Genomic DNA, 17,297 nt, shown 5'->3' with positions numbered 1-17,297 from the left:
TTTAAGAACATTAAGACAGAGTTAGTACGCAAATGCTATAATAGCAAAAATTTAACACTTGACTTGTTATGTGGCAAAAACTGATTCCAAACTGGCTTATCCCTTTTATTGAGCAACCAAAAACTGCCCTACCTGACATCAGTGCAGGGCTGATGATGGCAATACTGGTCATACCCCAAAGCCTAGGCTACGCCATGCTGGCAGGCTTACCCCCTGTGATGGGTCTGTACAGTGCCATCGTACCAACCTTGGTATATGCCTATATTGGTTCAAGCTCGGTCAATGCCCTAGGACCTGTGGCAATCACCGCCGTCATGACAGCAGGGGCGTTATCGTCTTATGACCTAGGTAGCCCACAATATATCCAAATGGCAATCACCTTGGCGCTGCTTGTTGGGGTCATCCTGCTGATGGCAAGTTTGTTAAAACTTGGTTGGATTATGCAATTTATCAGCCGTGGCGTGTCAGCAGGTTTTGTCAGTGGGGCGGCGTGCCTAGTTATCATCAGTCAGCTAAAACACTTAATTGGTCTGCCCATATCAGGGGACAGCTTAATTGGTATGATAAAAAGCCTAGCCCATGTAGAGACTTGGATAAAGCCATACACCGCCTTACTTGGCATCGTGTTATTTGCTCTACTGGTCATAAATCGCTACCGCCCACATTATCTGTGGGGCATACTTCCAAAAAATACCCAATCCATCGCCAAGCAATTTTTTGCGGTGGGCTGTGTGGTGGTACTGATTGTGCTTCATCACCGCTTGGACTGGGGAAGTTTTGGCATCGCCACTTTATCCGCCCTACCCCAAGAGCTGTTTTTGCCACGCCTGCCTGTACTAAATACACACATCTTGGTGGAGCTACTACCTTCTGCCTTGCTCATCGCACTCATCGCCTTTGTGTCTAGTGCCAGTGTGGCAGGTAACATCGCTCGCATACGCAAACAACATTTTGACAACACCCAAGAATTAAAAGGCTTAGGCTTTGCCAATGTTGCAAGCTCCTTGTTTGGGGGCTTTCCTGTTACAGGTGGTTTATCTCGCACCAGCCTAAACATCATGCTTGGAGCAAAATCCCCCTTGGCATCTGTCATCTGTGGCTGTGGCGTGCTGATTATCATGCTGTTTTTTGGGGGATATATGGCAGGGTTGCCTTATGTACTTTTGTCAGCGATTATCATGAGCTCCATGATTGCCATGATAGATTTAGACACCCTAAAAACCGCCCTAGCTCACGACAAAGGCGAAGCGATAAATTTTGGGGCAAGTTTTTTGGGCTGTGTGTTTTTTGGGCTAAATATGGGGCTGATTTTTGGGCTGTTTGTCAGCTTTGCAGGGATTATTTACCGCTCTCATCGGGTGCATATTGCGGTGGTCGGACAAGTGGGCGACAGCGAGCATTTTAGAAACGTACTGCGTCATGAGGTGCGTACTTTTGATGATGTTTTGCTCATTCGTATTGATGAAAATCTCTATTTTGGCAACGCCCAAAGCGTCAAAGACAAACTTTATCAGCTCATCAATCAGCACACCGCTTGCGACATTGTCATCATCATGACAGCGGTCAATCACCTAGATTTATCCGCCCAAGAAATGCTCGCCCGCTTAAACCAAGAGCTGTACCAGATGGGCAAAAAACTGCATTTTAGCGAAATTAAAGGACCTGTGATGGACAGTTTGGCTCATACTTGCCTACTAAAAGAGCTAAGCGGTCAGACCTTTTTAAGCACCAGCGATGCCATACAACATCTGACTGGCAACGCAGCAGCCAAATAAACCACAACCAAAAACCACTTTGATACGCTGATTACAAAGTCTCAACTGAGATTTTTCCCCAAAATGCGTGTTTGTGTTAAAATAATTCATTTTTATGATGGGAAATGCTATGGCAGGCAGTTTATTACTTTTATTAGATGACATCGCCACCGTACTTGATGACGTATCCGTACTGACCAAAGTCGCCGCCAAAAAAACCGCTGGCGTGCTTGGTGATGATTTGGCACTCAATGCCCAACAAGTTACTGGCGTACGAGCTGACCGAGAGCTGTCTGTGGTGTGGGCGGTTGCCAAAGGCTCTTTTGTCAATAAGCTGATTTTGGTGCCTGCCGCTCTTGCCATCAGCCAAATCGCTGCTTGGCTGATTACGCCACTATTGATGATAGGCGGGCTGTTTTTGTGCTATGAAGGCTCAGAAAAAGTGTTGCATAAATTCGCTCCCAAACTGCTGCCCCATGAGCTAGATGACCCTGATGCCCACACCGCTCGCCTAGAAGCCAATGCGGATGACAATGTGGATTTGGTCGCCTTAGAAAAAGACAAAATCAAAGGGGCAATCCGCACCGATTTTATCTTATCGGCTGAGATTGTGGTCATTTCACTTGGCACGATGGCAACTGCCACCTTTACCATGAAGGCTTTGAGCTTGTCTGCCATTTCTATTTTGATGACCGTTGGTGTTTATGGTTTGGTGGCACTTATCGTCAAGATGGATGATGCAGGCGTTCATCTTGCCAACAAACCCGACACAGCCAGTCAAAAACTTGGTGCGTTACTACTGGCCTTTGCTCCAAAACTGATGAAGTTTTTGTCCATCGCTGGTACGCTTGCCATGTTTTTGGTGGGCGGCGGTATTTTGGTGCATGGTGTGGACATACTGCATCATCAAGCCGAACATTTATCGCAGCTGTCAGGTATGTTTGGCGGACTGACCGAAAATCTGTACAATGGCATTGTTGGCTTTATTGCTGGCTGTATCATGGTTGCTGTTATTGTGATATTTAAAAAAATGACAGGCAAAGCCCATTGAACATCTTGTAATTTACCGAAAAACTGTTATAATGGGGAGCTTATTTTGTCCCAATTTGAGTCGATGCCTACGCCCCAAGACCGTACCAGCTCATTATAATACGACCAAATTGATGTTATCTGTCTTGATAGGAGTAACTTATGCCTTTAGTAAAGGTCAAAGAAAACGAACCAGTGGATATTGCCATCCGCCGTTTTAAACGTGCTTGCGAAAAAGCAGGTGTGCTTGCTGACGTTCGTAAAAAAGAGTTTTATGAAAAGCCCACCCAAGAACGTAAACGCAAAAAAGCGGCTGCTGTTAAGCGTTACAAGAAAAAAGTATGGCGTGAGCAAGTACGTACTGTTCGCAAATACTAATATAACAAACACTCATCTTTTGATGGGTGTTTTTATTTGACAAGAGTTTATAGGTCAAGTTTGTGGATAAGGTTTATATTTTATGGCACACCAGAGTTGATGCTTTTGGCTGTGATAATGACAAATGTCTGGGCGTATTTTCAAGTCTTGAAAATGCAGAGCAAGCCAAGCAATACGCCCTAACCCAAAAAGGCTTTAAAGATTATCCTGACGGTTTTTGTGTTTCTGAGTACACCATTGACAAACAAGAGTGGCTAGAAGGCTTTGGTTAGCCACCTCCCACCGCGCCTGCACCACCTCAATACGCATACCCTCGCCAATGGCGTGTATGTCGCAAATTTCGTTTTACTCTGGATTATTTATTATCCAATATTTCAAGCGAAACTTCTGCCCACTCACTGACTTCTGCATTTTCATCATTTAGCAATTGATTGAGAGTGGCTCTGACCGTTTTATCGTCAGGTAAGTTACCCAAAGCAAAAGCACAACTGACCCGAACTGATGATGTTGGGTGTGTGCTGTATGACAGTATCATCTTTCTGATTTTGTCATCAATGTCCGATAAGGGCAAATTCATGGAATGACAGCCATAAAAATGTCCCAACGCATAAATGGCATTCGTCTTAACGCTGATACTGTTATCTTTGGATAATGCCAATAAAATCGGTGGAATTTGTGCCAAAATGTCTTGATTAACCGTTTTAAACTGACCCAAAATAAACGCACAAAGTTCACGAAGATAATATTTTTGGGCGTTTTTTAGGCTGATGACTTGATAAAATAATTCATCAGAGCCACGCAGCTGAATGGTCTTGCCTGCAATGGTACGAACCTTGCCATCTGTATCTTGTAAGTAATCAAAGACAGTTTCATCATCTTGACTTTCCATGTATTTGTAGGCTAGTATTTCCACTTCCTTTGTCATATCATCAATCATTTTTTCTTCTTATTCTTACTTGCTCTACCATGACGACAGTCCCGCACTTGTTAGTAGCTTTAACGGCATTTTAGAATACTGGTATTTATTTTTAAGCCATTTACAGCGTTCAAATCTAGTGTGTCCATTCCCTGAGTTAATCCAATCGTTTCAAATTTCAGAATTTACCTGACACAACCTAAGAATAAATCAGATGACCGCCTGCTACTTTGGTTGCAAATTCAGATATTTACCCCATGTTAAAAATTATGGTTTAGTACGCTTAACCTTAATAAGAATTCTGAATATGAGCAAAAATATGCCTAACCACCCCCCACCGCCTGCACCACTTCTATTTTTAGGCCATCAGTAATGACGGTGTCTGCCAGATGTGCCTTAGGTATCAGCCATCCATCTATCTCTACTGCAAAACGACCGTGCGTGAGTCCTTGCTCCTCCAACAATGCCAGCACAGTTTGATGGTGGGTATTTATTGGCGTGCCATTTAGCATGACGTTCATAGATTATCCTTAGGCAATTTCATAAAACACAACAACAGCCAACCAATGATGAGCATTGTGCCACCAATCGGCGTGATTGCTCCTAGCCATTTAGGCAGTCCAAGTGCCATCAAATACAGTGTGCCACTAAAAATAATGATACCAACTTGCAAAGTCATGGCAATCTTACCAATACGATAGCCCAATACCGCCAACACGCCCAAAGCAAGCAAACCCAATCCATGCACAAACAAGTACAAAGTCGCCGTATCCCAAATCTGCAAGGCATAGCTGTCTGCCATCTTTTTTAGACCATGAGCCCCAAAAGCCCCCAAAGCCACGGCTATGGCAAGATTTAGTCCTGCAATTTTTAACCAATATTGTCTATCCATCTCATCACTCATCAAAAATCATGGTGTCCATCATCATCGCATCACGGATTTTATCCATGGCATTTTTTTCAATCTGACGCACCCTTTCGGCTGAAATATTATAAACCGCCGCCAGTTCATGCAGTGTGGATTTTTGGTCAGCAAGCCATCTTTGTGTAATGATGTCTCGTGAGCGGTCGTCTAGCCCCTGCATGGCACTTTGCAGGGCAGTGGTGGTGTTTTCTTCCCAGTTGGCATCTTCTACGACATCAGCAGGGTCAATGGCATCTTCTAAAAACAGCTGTGGCGCATAACGCCCATCGTCTTCATCACTGTCTTGCATTTCAAAGGACGCATCATAGCTGGTCAAACGACTTTCCATTTCCAACACTTGCTTGACCGTTACCCCCAAATCATGAGCAATGGCTTCGGCTTCTTCCAAAGTAAGCTGATTGCTGGATTTTTTTAGGCTACGCAAATTAAAAAACAGTTTGCGATGGGCTTTGGTGGTTGCCACTTTAACAATCCGCCAGTTTTTGATGACAAACTCGTGAATCTCCGCCTTAATCCAATGCACTGCAAAACTTACCAAACGCACGCCTTTGCTGGGGTCAAAACGCTTGACCGCTTTCATCAATCCCAAATTACCTTCTTGGATAAGGTCAGCTTGCGACAACCCATAACCTGAATAACTGCGAGCAATATGTATCACAAATCGCAAATGGCTCATCACCAAAAGCCGTGCCGCTTCCACATCACCATCATAATAGTAACGCTCAGCCAGCTGTTTTTCTTCGTTGGGGGTGAGTATTGGGATTTGGTGAACGGTATTAATATACGCACCTAAATTTACCCCGGGGGCGGTCAGATGGGTGGGCATGGCAGGCACCAAATCTTTGGTGGCGACATCATGGTTTGGGGAATCTAGACGCACAACATTGAGGCGGTGAAGTGCATTCACCCCAAAATCTTCGTCCACATCATCTAAATCATCAAGCTCATCTGACTCATCAAAGCCATCAAATCCTTCAAAATCATCATAATCGCCATCAAACTCATCATAATCGCCAAAATCATCTGTTCGGGCAGGATTGTCATGTCGGTATTTGGTCATTTTGTTCTACATATCAAATAAAAACACCCCTATTGTAAGCCTTTGAATGGTGAAACGCTAGGGGCGTATGTTAAATTGATAAACATTTTAACAAATTTCAATGTATCAGCAAAATTAGATGGCTTTTTGATGGCAAGGTTATTTGGTGATGATAAAATGATAAACGTCATCTGCCCAGCTTTGTACTTGAAGACCTTGTTTTTGACAAAACGCCACCAAGTCGGTTTGGCTGTTTTTATCCGTAGCAATCAGATACAAACTTTTGCTATCTGCCACCGTACGCAAAGCAACTTTCGCTTTTAATAAAGGCATGGGACAAGCCAGTCCACGAGCATCAAAAAAGGCGGTGATTTGCCCATCTGCCATGCTCTTATCACACAAAGGTTGGCACAAGGCAAATGCTTTATCATCTAAGGACGCATTTAGCTCATCGCTGAGCATGGGTAAATCATTCGCCATAGATTTTTATGCCCTGCACAAAAGCACAGCTCTTTTGACGAGCCGACAAAACCATCGCATCATGTTCACCATACAGACGAGCCAAAGTGTTCTTTTTGGCTTGACGTTGTCCACTACCAACACCTGTACCCAAACTGATGGACGGATAAATGCCACCTCGCCCTGCTGAGATGCCAATGCCCACACCTGTGGCTAGACTGACGTTTTGGTTTTCGGTGGCTTGTGCCAGCTTGCTCACTCGGGCAATTTCACCTTGCAATGTATTGCAATCATGACTTTGATAATTGGCAGGGTTGATATACTGTGGGGCAATCGTACCTGTGGTAGCACAGCCTGCCAAAACCAAAATACACCCACTTAAACTGATGATTTTTTTCATGATATTCAACTTATATTAATGTTTGTTTTGTCCTGCACAGTTTGGACTGTCTGGGGCTGATGATAATGCCGACCATTCATCAGGTGTATAAGCATGAATGGCTAAGGCGTGAATACTTCCCCCTTGTGCCATCAAAAACGGCGTGGCAATGGCATATACCGCCTGATGTCTTGCTGTCAGACGCTTGTTTTTAAAGTCATCAGAGACGATGACCAGTTTAAAATGACTTTCTTTACCATCATAATAACCTGCGTGCATATGGCTTTCGTTATCTAGGGTCATATAGACAGGATTAAGAGCGTTTAGGGCATTTGTCAAAAGTGTGTGTGTGGTCATATCAGCGTTTTACAGAAGATTGGTATAAAGGGTTAACAATTGGCAATAAAGCTTGGATTTGTTTAATGCGATTTTCACTATTGGGGTGCGTGCTTAAAAACTGGGGCATGCTCCCTTCGGACGCTCGTTGCATTTTTCGCCAAAGCGTGATGGCAGCAGTTGGGGCATAACCTGCTCTTGCCATCAGCTCAAGACCGATTTTATCCGCTTCGGCTTCTTGGGTGCGTGAATGGGGCAAATCAAGACCAATGCTCCCTGCCAAACTGGCAAGCTGTGCTTGACCTGATGACAAACCCAAAGCAGCCGATGCAATGGACAGCACGCTACCTGTCGCCATGCTACGACTCATACGCTCTCGGCTATGTTCACGCAAAGCGTGTGCCATCTCATGCCCCATGATGGCGGCAATCTCAGCATCGCTTAATTGTAATTTGTCTATGATGCCACTATAAAAAACAATCTTACCGCCCGGCATGACATAGGCATTTATGGTATTATCTTGGATAGAATGCACCTGCCAACGCCACATACCTGCATCGCCACGATAAATGGTGGTGTGTGGGATTAGATGATTGGCGATGCGTCTTAGGCGAGCCACTTGGGCGGTATCAACATCTAATTTACCCGCTCGTCTGGCTTCGCTGATGGTTTGCTGATAGGCTTGGTTGGATAATGCCAGCACCTCTTCACTAGATACCAAAAGCAACTGCTTACGGTCAGCCCCCACCGCCCCTGCTTCGGTGGTGCTAGAACAGCCTGACATGGGCAAAATCAAACTGACACTTAATATGCTTGTTAATAGAGTTTTTTTAAAAAATTTCATGCTGACACCCCTTTTTATTTTAAGGTTTAACCACATGATTATAACCAAACTCTCATCAATAGCAAGCCATCTACACAAAAAAGCACAAATATTTTATCGGCACGCTGGCTCTTGCAATGCCCACAAAAAACTTTATAATGATAATTTTAGGAGCCTTTTATGACCGACATACCACCGCCACCCACCCCACCAGAAGACGATGAATGCTGTCAAAGTGGTTGTGAAGAGTTATGTGTATTTGAGATTTATCGCCAAGAAAAGGCAGAATATGATGCCAAATACACCCAACGTCCCCCAACTGACGATTAACGCTCTCCCAAACCTTCTGACAATGTTTTGGTAATCGGCTTGGTCAGATAAGACAATACTGTTCGCTCCATTGCTTTGATGTCCACACTGGCGGTCATACCCGGCTTGATGACAATGTCTTTGGCACGGTTTTCATACTGAGCCCCCGCGATACGAATTTGCACCCGATAATAAGGCTCTTCACCTTGTGGTGTCTTTTCCATCAGCGTATCAGGAGAGATGTAGATGACTTCACCGTCCATCGCCCCAAAAATAGAAAAGTCATACGCATCTAGCTTCACACTTGCCATTTGACCTTCTTTGACATAGGCAATGTCCACAGGTTTTACCTTGGCTTCTACAATCAAATCACTGCTGGTCGGTAGCAGTTGCATGATGGTATCACCTGGTCTGACCACCCCACCAATGGTGGTAACAGCAATGTTATTTACTTTACCATCTGTGGGAGCAAACAGGCGTTTTTCTTCTAGTACTTGGGTGCGGTCTCTAAGCTGTTCTTGCTCTACTTGTAGCTCTTCTTGGGCTTTGGTCAGCTCGGTTTGGGCTTCTTCAAAATATTTATTACGCTTATTGGTAATCTGAGCTTCAATATCTGCCACCTGACGGCGAAGTTTAATCACGTCTGCTTGACTGACATCACCATGTACCAGTAGTGGCTCATTTAAAGACAGCTCTTGTTTGGCAAGCCTGAGCATGTTTTCCAGTGATGACACATCTTGCTGAATGGCTTGACGACGGCGATTATACAGCTCGGTTTGGTTTTGGACGTATTCAGGGTATTTTTGGACATCGGCACTAAATTTAAGTGGCTTATCAAAAATCTCTGCTTCCAAACGTGCCACCCTTGCTTGCAGGGCTGCCACTTTGGTTGCACTATTGTCCAAAGCCGCCTTGGCTCGCTCTTCTTCTAGTACCGCCAACAAATCACCTTTTTTAACGTCATCGCCTTCTTTGACAAGCAGTTCAGAAAGCACTCCTTCGTCCACCGCTTGTATCTCTTGGGTTCTGGCACTAGCAATGACGGTGGCGGTAGCTCGGGTTACTTGGTCAATCTTAGCAAACGATGCCCACACCACCAAAATCACAATCATCACCAAAGTCGCCCAAATCACAAGGCTAAATTTACCTGTCTGAGGTTTGGTCGGTCGGTAATTATACTCATTCATAGATATTTTCCATTAAGACTGTTTGCCCTGAATCATCGTCTGGTTTTGACCTGATAACTGTTGGCGGTCGTGTGCGTTTTGTTCATTTTTCATCAGTTGGTCCAGCACCATCTGCTTAGGTCCGTCCATCACCACCTGACCGTTTGCCATGATGATGATGCGATTGACAAGTGCCAAAAGCTCCATTTTGTGCGTGGAAACAATGAGCGTTTTTGATGGGTCTTTTAACTCTTCGGCAACAACCCTTAGACATTGCTGGGCTTGCTGATTGTCCATAGATGCTGTTGGTTCGTCCATCAGCCACACAGACGGCTCTGTCAGCACCAAACGTGTAAAAGCCACCAGTTGTTTTTGACCGCCTGACAAACCCTTACCGCCTTCACTGATGGGCAAATCCAAACCATTAGAATGCCCTGACACCAAGCGGATAAGCCCTGTGCGGTGCAAGGTTTTATTTAAAATGTCATCACTTGGGGTTGGCATACCAATGAGCAAGTTTTCTCTAAGCGTGCCTTGAAATAAGCGGTGGTCTTGTTGCAAGTAGCCAATTTGATGATTTAAAGACTCTCGGCTGATATGACTCATGTCAAGTCCATCCACCAAAACAGTTCCTGATGTCGGCGAATACAGTCCTGAAAGCATTTTTAGCAAGGTAGATTTGCCTGAACCGATAGAACCCAAAATCGCCACTCGCTCACCTGCATTGATGGTCAATCTTGGCACATCTAATGCCAAACGATCATTTTCACCATATTTAAACTGCAAACGCTCGCATTGATAATTACCATAGATGCGACTTGGTGATAAAGGGTGGCTGACGTTGTCATTGTCTTGGGCAAGGCTAAACAAGCGTTCAATGTTCATTTGGGCAGCTTTGGCGTGCGAATGTTGAACCAAAAGGTTTGGCAAACTCATGATGGGTGCTAAAATCCGCCCCCCCAAAATCGTACAAGCAATCAGCCCCCCTGTGGTCATCTGTTGCCCCATCACGATAAACGCCCCCACAATGACAATACCAATATAACTGACCTGTTGAAGCATTTGCACACTATATGTCAAATTATCATTGATATGACGCATTTTTAGGTCATTTTTGGTGGTGGTGTCCATGACGTTTAGCCAACGTGATAAAAACTTCCAGTTACCAGAGCCTGCTTTGATGGTCTCCATGCCTTCTACAGTTTCTACCAAAATCCCTGTTTTTAGATAAGAAGCAGATGCCCCTTCGGCGGCTGTGGCATCCATTTTTTTACGGCTATTTAAGCCCAAAAACACCCCTATCACCGCAGCGATGATTGGCACTAACGCCACCCAAGGCGAACCAATGACAGCAATGATGGTAATAAACAGCAAGCTCATTGGTACATCAACCACCGTAAACAAACTGCTGGCAGTAAAAAAACTTCGCACCTGCTCATAGCCACGTAGCTGTGCCACCAGACTGCCGACCGAATTTGGCATTTGGTCTATTCGCACCTTTAACAAACGCTCAAAGATTTTGCGTGATAAAGTTTGGTCTATGCCTACCACCAGTTTATCCATAACTTTTGAGCGAGCAAATTTCATACCCAACTCAAACAAAATAATCAATGCCACGCCTGATGATAAAATGATGAGTGTGTATTTACTGCTTGTAGGAATAACACGGTCATACACCTGCATAGAAAACAGCGAGATGGCAAGTGCCAGCATATTGATGATAAAAGATGCCATCACCGCTTCTATGACCACCCATTTATATTGGCGTAAATTTTGTTTTAATAATTGTGAAAACGTGATGTTTTTTTGAGCAATATGTTCATCGGTCAGCGTAATCTTTGCCACAAAATCCAAATCAGACGTGCGACAAGTAAAACGACCACCTGACTGCTCAAAGGTCCACAGACCTGATTGCACCTGTGCCACCACTCGCCCATAACCAAGCTCAGTATGATGTGCCAACAGTGGCATATATGCAGGGTCGGGCTCACTTAGAATAAATGGCAAATCAGCAATACCAAGCACAGACAACAAAACCAACAACTGCCCTTCTGGGTCATGAATCTCATCCAACCCATTGATGGCAGAGTGCAAACGGTTAGCATCCACAGGCACGCCCTGCTCTTTTAATAAAACAGCAGTAGCATGACCAAGCTCACTTAGGTTTTGTTTGATACTAATGGTATTCTGCGAAAGCATAGGTTTCCTTAATTGGTGTCAATTATCATCAGGGGGTCGTCAGGTATCAACACATCACCCCCATCTATGTCTGTATCTTCTGTTTCATCGCCAGCAAAAGCCAGCTCATCTAGCGTCCATTCAGGCAAACTGTCATCAGTTGGTGTTGGGCTGATTTTTGGGCGTTTCAGCTTGCTCTTTTGAGTCTGTGCCCAATCCACAAACGCTCGATATGGACGAAATTCACTGACAGGCTCAATGATGGCCTTATGCTCTTTTTGCCACGGCATCGCCCCAAAATCCACTTGCAATTTATAAAAACTTGCCACCATCTGACTTTGCACTTCTAAAAGCTGTCGCTGATAGTCTGACAATTCCCGCACGGCATTGAGCACTTCCAGCCAAGATTTTCGCCCTGCAATAAACTGTCGCCCATAAGAATCCACAACAATCTGAGCCCCATCAATGGCGGACGTGAGCGAACGCTCTTTGTCCTTGGCAGAGACAAACTCTTGATACTGCGTCTGCAAGCTTTCCATGACATTACGGCGGGCAGCTTCTTGGCTTTGTGAAAGACTTAATGCACGAGCTTGCGATGCACGAGCCAATGCCATATTGGAAAATCCTGCCCCTGGGTCATAACTCATGCCCACCGAAAAATCCCCTTTATCACTATGTTTTTCCAATTTAAAGGTATGCTGATATTGCACATACATCGTTGGATAACGGCTGGCAAGCTGGGATTTTGCTTCTTGTTTGGCAGATTCTACTTGGTAAAACTGACGCACCACACTTGGATGGGTTGCTCCTGAGCTGTTAAACACCATGTTTTCAAAATTGACCGATTGAGTCTTGGCATAGTCAGTCAGCATTTTTAAAGTAACATGATAGTTTTTTGTGCCAATGCTCTCACCAACAAGCTGTGCCAATCTTGCCCCTGCCACACGCTCTTGCTCTAACGCCCCTTGGTATGAGTTATAATCCTGCAAAATGCGATTTTTTACCAAATCCAGCTCAATTCTGGCAGAAACCCCATGCTCCACACGTCGCTGCATCATGGCTTCAAATTCACGAAGTCTCTCCAAGTTCGCTGTATAAAGCTCCTGTAAAGCAATGGCATAAATGTAGCTTTGCCAAATGTCTATGGTATTTTTTGCCACCGTGTTTTGTTGGTCAAAAATGTAAGCAGTTGCCGATTTTTCGTCATAAATACTGCGGTTAATGTTGGCAGTCAGCTGACCACCTGTCCACACAGGTTGTCTGATGGTTACAGTACTGATAAGACCATCTTGGCTGTCATGCCCTGCACTGACACTGGGGGTCGCCCACAAGCTTAACTTGGCAGCCTTTACGCCTTCTTGGGCAGCAAGCTCATCAGCACGAGCTGCATTCACCAAAGGGTGCGTGTTGGTTGCCTTAATAATAAGTTCATCAATATTTAAAGGATTGACTTCGGCACGCACAACCAGCGATGTCATCATCGCCAGTATGCCAAGCCCGAGTTTTGAAATTTTTGTTGTTATCACAACCACCTACCCAGTCAATATATTCATCGGTTTATCATAGCAAATTTTGGCTTAAATTACTGCAACGCCTGTCCTATGTATTCTTGCTTTGAGCCGATTTATTGGGCTGTTAAACGATTTGTGCCGATAACAGCACTTGTTATTTAGCAAAAATCATACCAAAAAATGACTCAACCGCACTTCATAATAACAAAAAACCCACAAGCGAACTTGCAGGTTTTTTGGGTTGGTTGGCGTTACAAGATGGCGTTGGCTTTTAAGAACGCATCTAAGTCAGTATAAGACTCTGTCATGTTCTCAAACGTGATGGCATTGCTACCACCGTCAGCCGTCTTGAAGCTTAGGGTCTTAGTGCTGTCATTCCACGCCATGTCGCTGACACTGTCTTTGCCTGCCCAAGCTGGGTTATCCAGATTAATACCTAGATTTTGAGCATTGACGTCAATCACATCACTTAGGACAATCTTATCCACACCAACAGTAAAGTCTTTGATGATGTCGTTATCATTGTCCACTTGCGTGTTATAGACAAACAAGTCAGCACCTTTGCCACCAACAAGCGCGTCATTCATCTTGCCACCATAAATGATGTCTTTGGCTTCTGTACCTGTGATGAATTCTTGGTCTTTGGGGTTGGTACCACTAATCACATCACCTGTACGAACATGCCATTCATCATTAACCATGACGATGTCTTGCAAGATGTTTAGGTCTAGCGAGTTGTCTCTGAGCATCAATGTGTCGCTTAAATCCAGTGTCTTCCACTCAGTTTCATGGCTTGGTTTGTACTCAAAGTTAAGCACGCCCTGAGCTCCTTGCTCCCAGTAGAGTAGCTCCACTGGTACAAGACCGCCTTTAATCTGCACGCCTGTGGCAGTACTGGTGTCTGGGGCACGAATGTTATCATACTCAATCACAGACTGACCATCTAACAACAAACGGAAACCATCATCAGAATAGACTCTAAAATCATACTGACCCGGCTCTAAGTAGATATTACCCGTAACACGTATGCCAGCATCTGTGGTGTTGCCCAAACCTGACTCAGCAACAATACTGTTACCATCACTATTGGATTTTGACAAGAATTTGTACAATTGACTGTTGCTTGTTGTTAAACCACCTGTACCTGCTGTCTCACCACTTGCTAAGCTGGTGTTTGTACCCAAACTCGTTCTGACATTACCATAGTTAATGGTTGTGGCAGTAAAGCGAGCATCAGGAGCACCTTGATGGGCAGAAGCATTTGTGCCAACCACGTCTGCACCATTACGTCCGTTGATGATACCTTCCATGTCAGAAATGGTTTGCAGGTTGCCATACTTAGTATCATCAGCATGCACTTTATTGCCTGCAACTACTTGGTCGTTATAACCATAGTACTCGCCATTTAAGCCTTTGATACTACCATCGATCACATCAAGTGTCGCTTTGCCATTGATTGATGTATTGCCATCAACGTCTTTGACAACCACATTCCACGTTTGCTTAGACTCAACGCCATCGCCATCGCCATCAACTACCGTATAGGTCATCTGTTCTTGATAAGCAGATTTATTAACTGCTGATGTGTAGCTGTATTTGGCAGTTGCCATGTCCACCACCAATTTGCCACCTTGTGGAGTATTGATGCTAACAAAGCTGGTGTTGGTCATTGTGCCATTTGGCGTGGTAATGTCTTTACCATCAAAGGTGTAAGTCGCCCCACCAATGACCACTTTGGAGACATAGCCACCATCTGCACCAAAGCCTGTGAACTGACCTGAGATGGTATTATCATTGATAAATACAGAACCATCGCCTGTGGCAGTAACGCTTTGGATTGAGATGCTGGTATTTTCAGTCAAGTTTTGAGCCAAGCCTGATGTGTCAGTTGCTGCCAAACCGTCCAAGTCAGTTGATGTTTTGCCATCATAAGCAATTGGGTCAATCGCTGATGAATCTGAACCGATGTGGGCTGAGTAAGCATAAGACTTGATGTTGTTGGTTTTCAGCCAATCTGTCCACACTTTCTCTTCGGCTTTACTGATACGCGGACTGTCATGACCACCATTTACTGTACCTGATAGACCATTATTATCACCCATAGACACATTTGGGTGTCCATCTGTCAAGAAAATGGAGACGTTATTTGCATCGCTACCTGTAAACTTGCCTGGGTGCGCAAATGCATCCATCATCTTCGCCAAGGTATCTTCATAGTTGGTGCTACCACGATTAATATTAGCGTCCGCATAATCTCTCAAAGTAGCAATCCAAGCTAAGGCATCAGATGCTGTCATCCAAGTATTGCCAACAGTATTTGCTTCTCTGCCAAACAACACCATCTTAACCATCACTTCATTATCGCCCGAATCGTACTGCTTGATGGCATCAGACAGAGCTTTTTGAGTTACATCCAGACGAGTTGCAGGTTTACCATCAAGAATGGCAGGTGAGTTCATGCTACTTGACACATCAAAGCCGACCAATAGGTTGGTTTGAGCAGGTTGTTTTTGTAGCACAATATCCACATGAGCATTTTGGTCAATAGATGGCATATCATCTTCTACCACGATGGCAAATTGACCTGTGGTGGTGGACGTGCCATCAGAGACTTTTAGGTTAAAGTCAAGATTTAACACATCTTCAATGCCATGCACAGGGTGCAAAATGGGCTGATGCAGTTTTATGGTATAGTCAGATGCAAACTTATCACCGCTGACAAGCACAGGCTGTGCCACTTCTACGGTCAATACCAACTCACCATTGGCTGTACCTTTGAGCGTGTTGGAGCTTGCGTCCCACTGCCACGCCACATCGTTGCCTGACAAGGTTTGAACCGTGGTCAAGCCTTCTAATTCCAAGCTTAGCTGTGAGCTGTCTGGGTCTTTAAAGGTAAACTGACCTGTTATCACGCTACTATTGGTGGTATCTGGCGAGCCTTGATTATCAGTGATGCCATTTTTAAGACCTTCCTCAGACACATAAATGGGGTTGGTTAAAGTCGTAAAGTCATCAATGCTTGGTGCAATGGCAGTTTCTACCGTAAACATCTTATCGGCTGTTTTGGTGGTCAGGTTGCCTGCCTTATCACGTGCCAAGATGGTTGCTTCTACCACTCTATCAACGTCAGCATTAAGCTCCGTGCCTGCAAAGTAAGCAGTAAACATGCCTTGGTCATCAACTGCCACTGTCTCATACTTACCATTGACATGAACAGTAACATAGTTACCTGGCAAGAAGTCGCCTGTTACCTTACCTACCACAGGGATAAGTTTGTCAGTAATCACAGCTTCTGATAAGTTTAGAACATTATCTTGACCTGCAATGCTGATAATCTCAATGGACAAGTTATTGGCATCTGGGGCAATGGTATCAATAATCGCAGAATCGGTATTGCCTGTGAGTGAGCCTGATACGTTTGTAATAAAGGCTTTAACACTCAACGTCTCACCTTCATTTGGTAACATCACGCCTGTTAAGGTTTGGGTTGAGCCTGCAACAACGCCATGCTGACCAACGGTGTATTTAATAAGCTCAACGCCGTTGCCATCAACCACCGTAACCACATCACCATCTTTGGCATCAGCAGGGATCAGTACGCTAACATCTGTGGTGGTGTCTGTGCCTTTTTCATCAGCATTGATGTAGCCGTTATTGTCTGCGTCTTTAACAATGCTAACCTCTGGTGCGGTTGCAGGGGCAGGCACATCAATTGTGCTTGGTACATTATTATCGTTATCTTGACCTGTTAAACCATGTGGGTCAGTAACAGTTACCTGCACCACAGGCAAATCATGACCTGCATTAATATGGTCGGCACCTTGTTGAGTTAAGGTAACTTGGCCTGTTTGCGGGTTAATGGCGTACAAACCATCGGGGTTTGAGTTTGGCGTCAAGCTATACACCAAAGGCTCGCCTTCTGGATCTGTGCCAACACTAGTAGCAACTTCTTGACCTGCCACAGCTTTACCTTGCTCAGGCGTGATGGTAACGGTTACCACAACGCTTGGGGCTAAGTTTGGCGTGGTTGAGCTGTCAACGATGGTGGTGTCTGCTTGAGCCACACCCACTTTGGCGCCATCAACTTGGCTGATG

17 protein-coding genes are annotated in these 17,297 nt (G+C 44.7%); 5 read left to right on the top strand and 12 right to left on the bottom strand.

The window, feature by feature from the left end; genetic code table 11:
* Positions 1–68: 68 nt before the first annotated feature.
* The 4 genes from CEW93_RS00085 to CEW93_RS00070 all read left to right on the top strand — a co-directional run bounded on the left by CEW93_RS00085 (position 69) and on the right by CEW93_RS00070 (position 3,433).
* Positions 69–1,775 carry a SulP family inorganic anion transporter gene (locus CEW93_RS00085; RefSeq protein ID WP_089541117.1) on the top strand — a complete coding sequence of 569 codons (1,707 nt, stop codon included), beginning with the start codon at positions 69–71 and terminating at the stop codon, positions 1,773–1,775.
* Positions 1,776–1,884: 109 nt separating this feature from the next.
* Positions 1,885–2,805 (top strand): DUF808 domain-containing protein, encoded by a 921-nt coding sequence (locus CEW93_RS00080; protein ID WP_089541116.1) that lies wholly within the window; start codon positions 1,885–1,887, stop codon positions 2,803–2,805.
* Positions 2,806–2,945: 140 nt separating this feature from the next.
* Positions 2,946–3,161: a 30S ribosomal protein S21 gene (gene rpsU, locus CEW93_RS00075; protein WP_066801040.1), complete on the top strand. Its 216-nt coding sequence runs from the start codon at positions 2,946–2,948 to the stop codon at positions 3,159–3,161.
* Positions 3,162–3,223: 62 nt separating this feature from the next.
* Entirely contained in the window at positions 3,224–3,433 is a 210-nt protein-coding gene (locus CEW93_RS00070; RefSeq protein WP_089541115.1) for a hypothetical protein, read from the top strand.
* 83 nt (positions 3,434–3,516) lie between these two features.
* Here CEW93_RS00070 and CEW93_RS00065 read toward each other — a convergent pair whose 3' ends face one another.
* From CEW93_RS00065 to CEW93_RS00030, 8 genes are all read right to left on the bottom strand, one after another.
* Complete coding sequence (locus tag CEW93_RS00065; protein ID WP_222432699.1) at positions 3,517–4,086, bottom strand: HEAT repeat domain-containing protein; 570 nt, start codon at positions 4,084–4,086, stop codon at positions 3,517–3,519.
* Positions 4,087–4,400: 314 nt separating this feature from the next.
* Complete coding sequence (gene thiS, locus CEW93_RS00060) at positions 4,401–4,598, bottom strand: sulfur carrier protein ThiS (protein ID WP_089541113.1); 198 nt, start codon at positions 4,596–4,598, stop codon at positions 4,401–4,403.
* Entirely contained in the window at positions 4,595–4,981 is a 387-nt protein-coding gene (locus tag CEW93_RS00055; RefSeq protein WP_089541112.1) for a DUF423 domain-containing protein, read from the bottom strand. The genes thiS and CEW93_RS00055 overlap by 4 nt, the downstream gene beginning before the upstream one ends.
* A complete protein-coding gene (gene rpoH, locus CEW93_RS00050) occupies positions 4,974–5,828 on the bottom strand; it encodes an RNA polymerase sigma factor RpoH (RefSeq protein ID WP_370511924.1) in 855 nt (284 codons plus the stop codon). Before rpoH ends, CEW93_RS00055 begins: the two co-directional genes overlap by 8 nt.
* Positions 5,829–6,200: 372 nt before the next feature.
* Positions 6,201–6,521, bottom strand: a complete 321-nt coding sequence (locus CEW93_RS11045) for a sulfurtransferase TusA family protein (RefSeq protein ID WP_186727854.1) — start codon at positions 6,519–6,521, stop codon at positions 6,201–6,203.
* A complete protein-coding gene (locus CEW93_RS00040; RefSeq protein ID WP_089541110.1) occupies positions 6,511–6,900 on the bottom strand; it encodes a hypothetical protein in 390 nt (129 codons plus the stop codon). Before CEW93_RS00040 ends, CEW93_RS11045 begins: the two co-directional genes overlap by 11 nt.
* Positions 6,901–6,915: 15 nt before the next feature.
* On the bottom strand, positions 6,916–7,236 hold the full coding sequence (locus CEW93_RS00035; RefSeq protein ID WP_089541109.1) for a BolA family transcriptional regulator: 321 nt from the start codon (positions 7,234–7,236) through the stop codon (positions 6,916–6,918).
* A gap of 1 nt (position 7,237) precedes the next feature.
* Positions 7,238–8,059 carry a M48 family metallopeptidase gene (locus CEW93_RS00030; protein WP_089541108.1) on the bottom strand — a complete coding sequence of 274 codons (822 nt, stop codon included), beginning with the start codon at positions 8,057–8,059 and terminating at the stop codon, positions 7,238–7,240.
* Between the two features lie 159 nt (positions 8,060–8,218).
* Here CEW93_RS00030 and CEW93_RS00025 point away from each other — a divergent pair, with 159 nt between their 5' ends.
* Complete coding sequence (locus CEW93_RS00025) at positions 8,219–8,368, top strand: oxidoreductase-like domain-containing protein (RefSeq protein ID WP_089541107.1); 150 nt, start codon at positions 8,219–8,221, stop codon at positions 8,366–8,368.
* Here CEW93_RS00025 and CEW93_RS00020 read toward each other — a convergent pair.
* From CEW93_RS00020 to CEW93_RS00005, 4 genes are all read right to left on the bottom strand, one after another.
* A complete protein-coding gene (locus CEW93_RS00020) occupies positions 8,365–9,534 on the bottom strand; it encodes an HlyD family efflux transporter periplasmic adaptor subunit (protein WP_089541106.1) in 1,170 nt (389 codons plus the stop codon). The genes CEW93_RS00025 and CEW93_RS00020 overlap by 4 nt on opposite strands.
* Positions 9,535–9,546: 12 nt before the next feature.
* Entirely contained in the window at positions 9,547–11,712 is a 2,166-nt protein-coding gene (locus tag CEW93_RS00015) for an ATP-binding cassette domain-containing protein (RefSeq protein ID WP_089541105.1), read from the bottom strand.
* Between the two features lie 8 nt (positions 11,713–11,720).
* Positions 11,721–13,217: a TolC family protein gene (locus tag CEW93_RS00010; RefSeq protein WP_255503851.1), complete on the bottom strand. Its 1,497-nt coding sequence runs from the start codon at positions 13,215–13,217 to the stop codon at positions 11,721–11,723.
* Between the two features lie 236 nt (positions 13,218–13,453).
* On the bottom strand, positions 13,454–17,297 hold a 3,844-nt coding region (locus CEW93_RS00005; protein WP_146416616.1), incomplete at its 5' end, for a PA14 domain-containing protein.

Origin of the sequence: Moraxella sp. VT-16-12 (genome assembly GCF_002224245.2) — a bacterium.
Classification (GTDB): domain Bacteria; phylum Pseudomonadota; class Gammaproteobacteria; order Pseudomonadales; family Moraxellaceae; genus Moraxella.
Note: the sequence above shows the minus strand (reverse complement) of the source record. Positions and strands in the feature narration are given on the sequence as shown.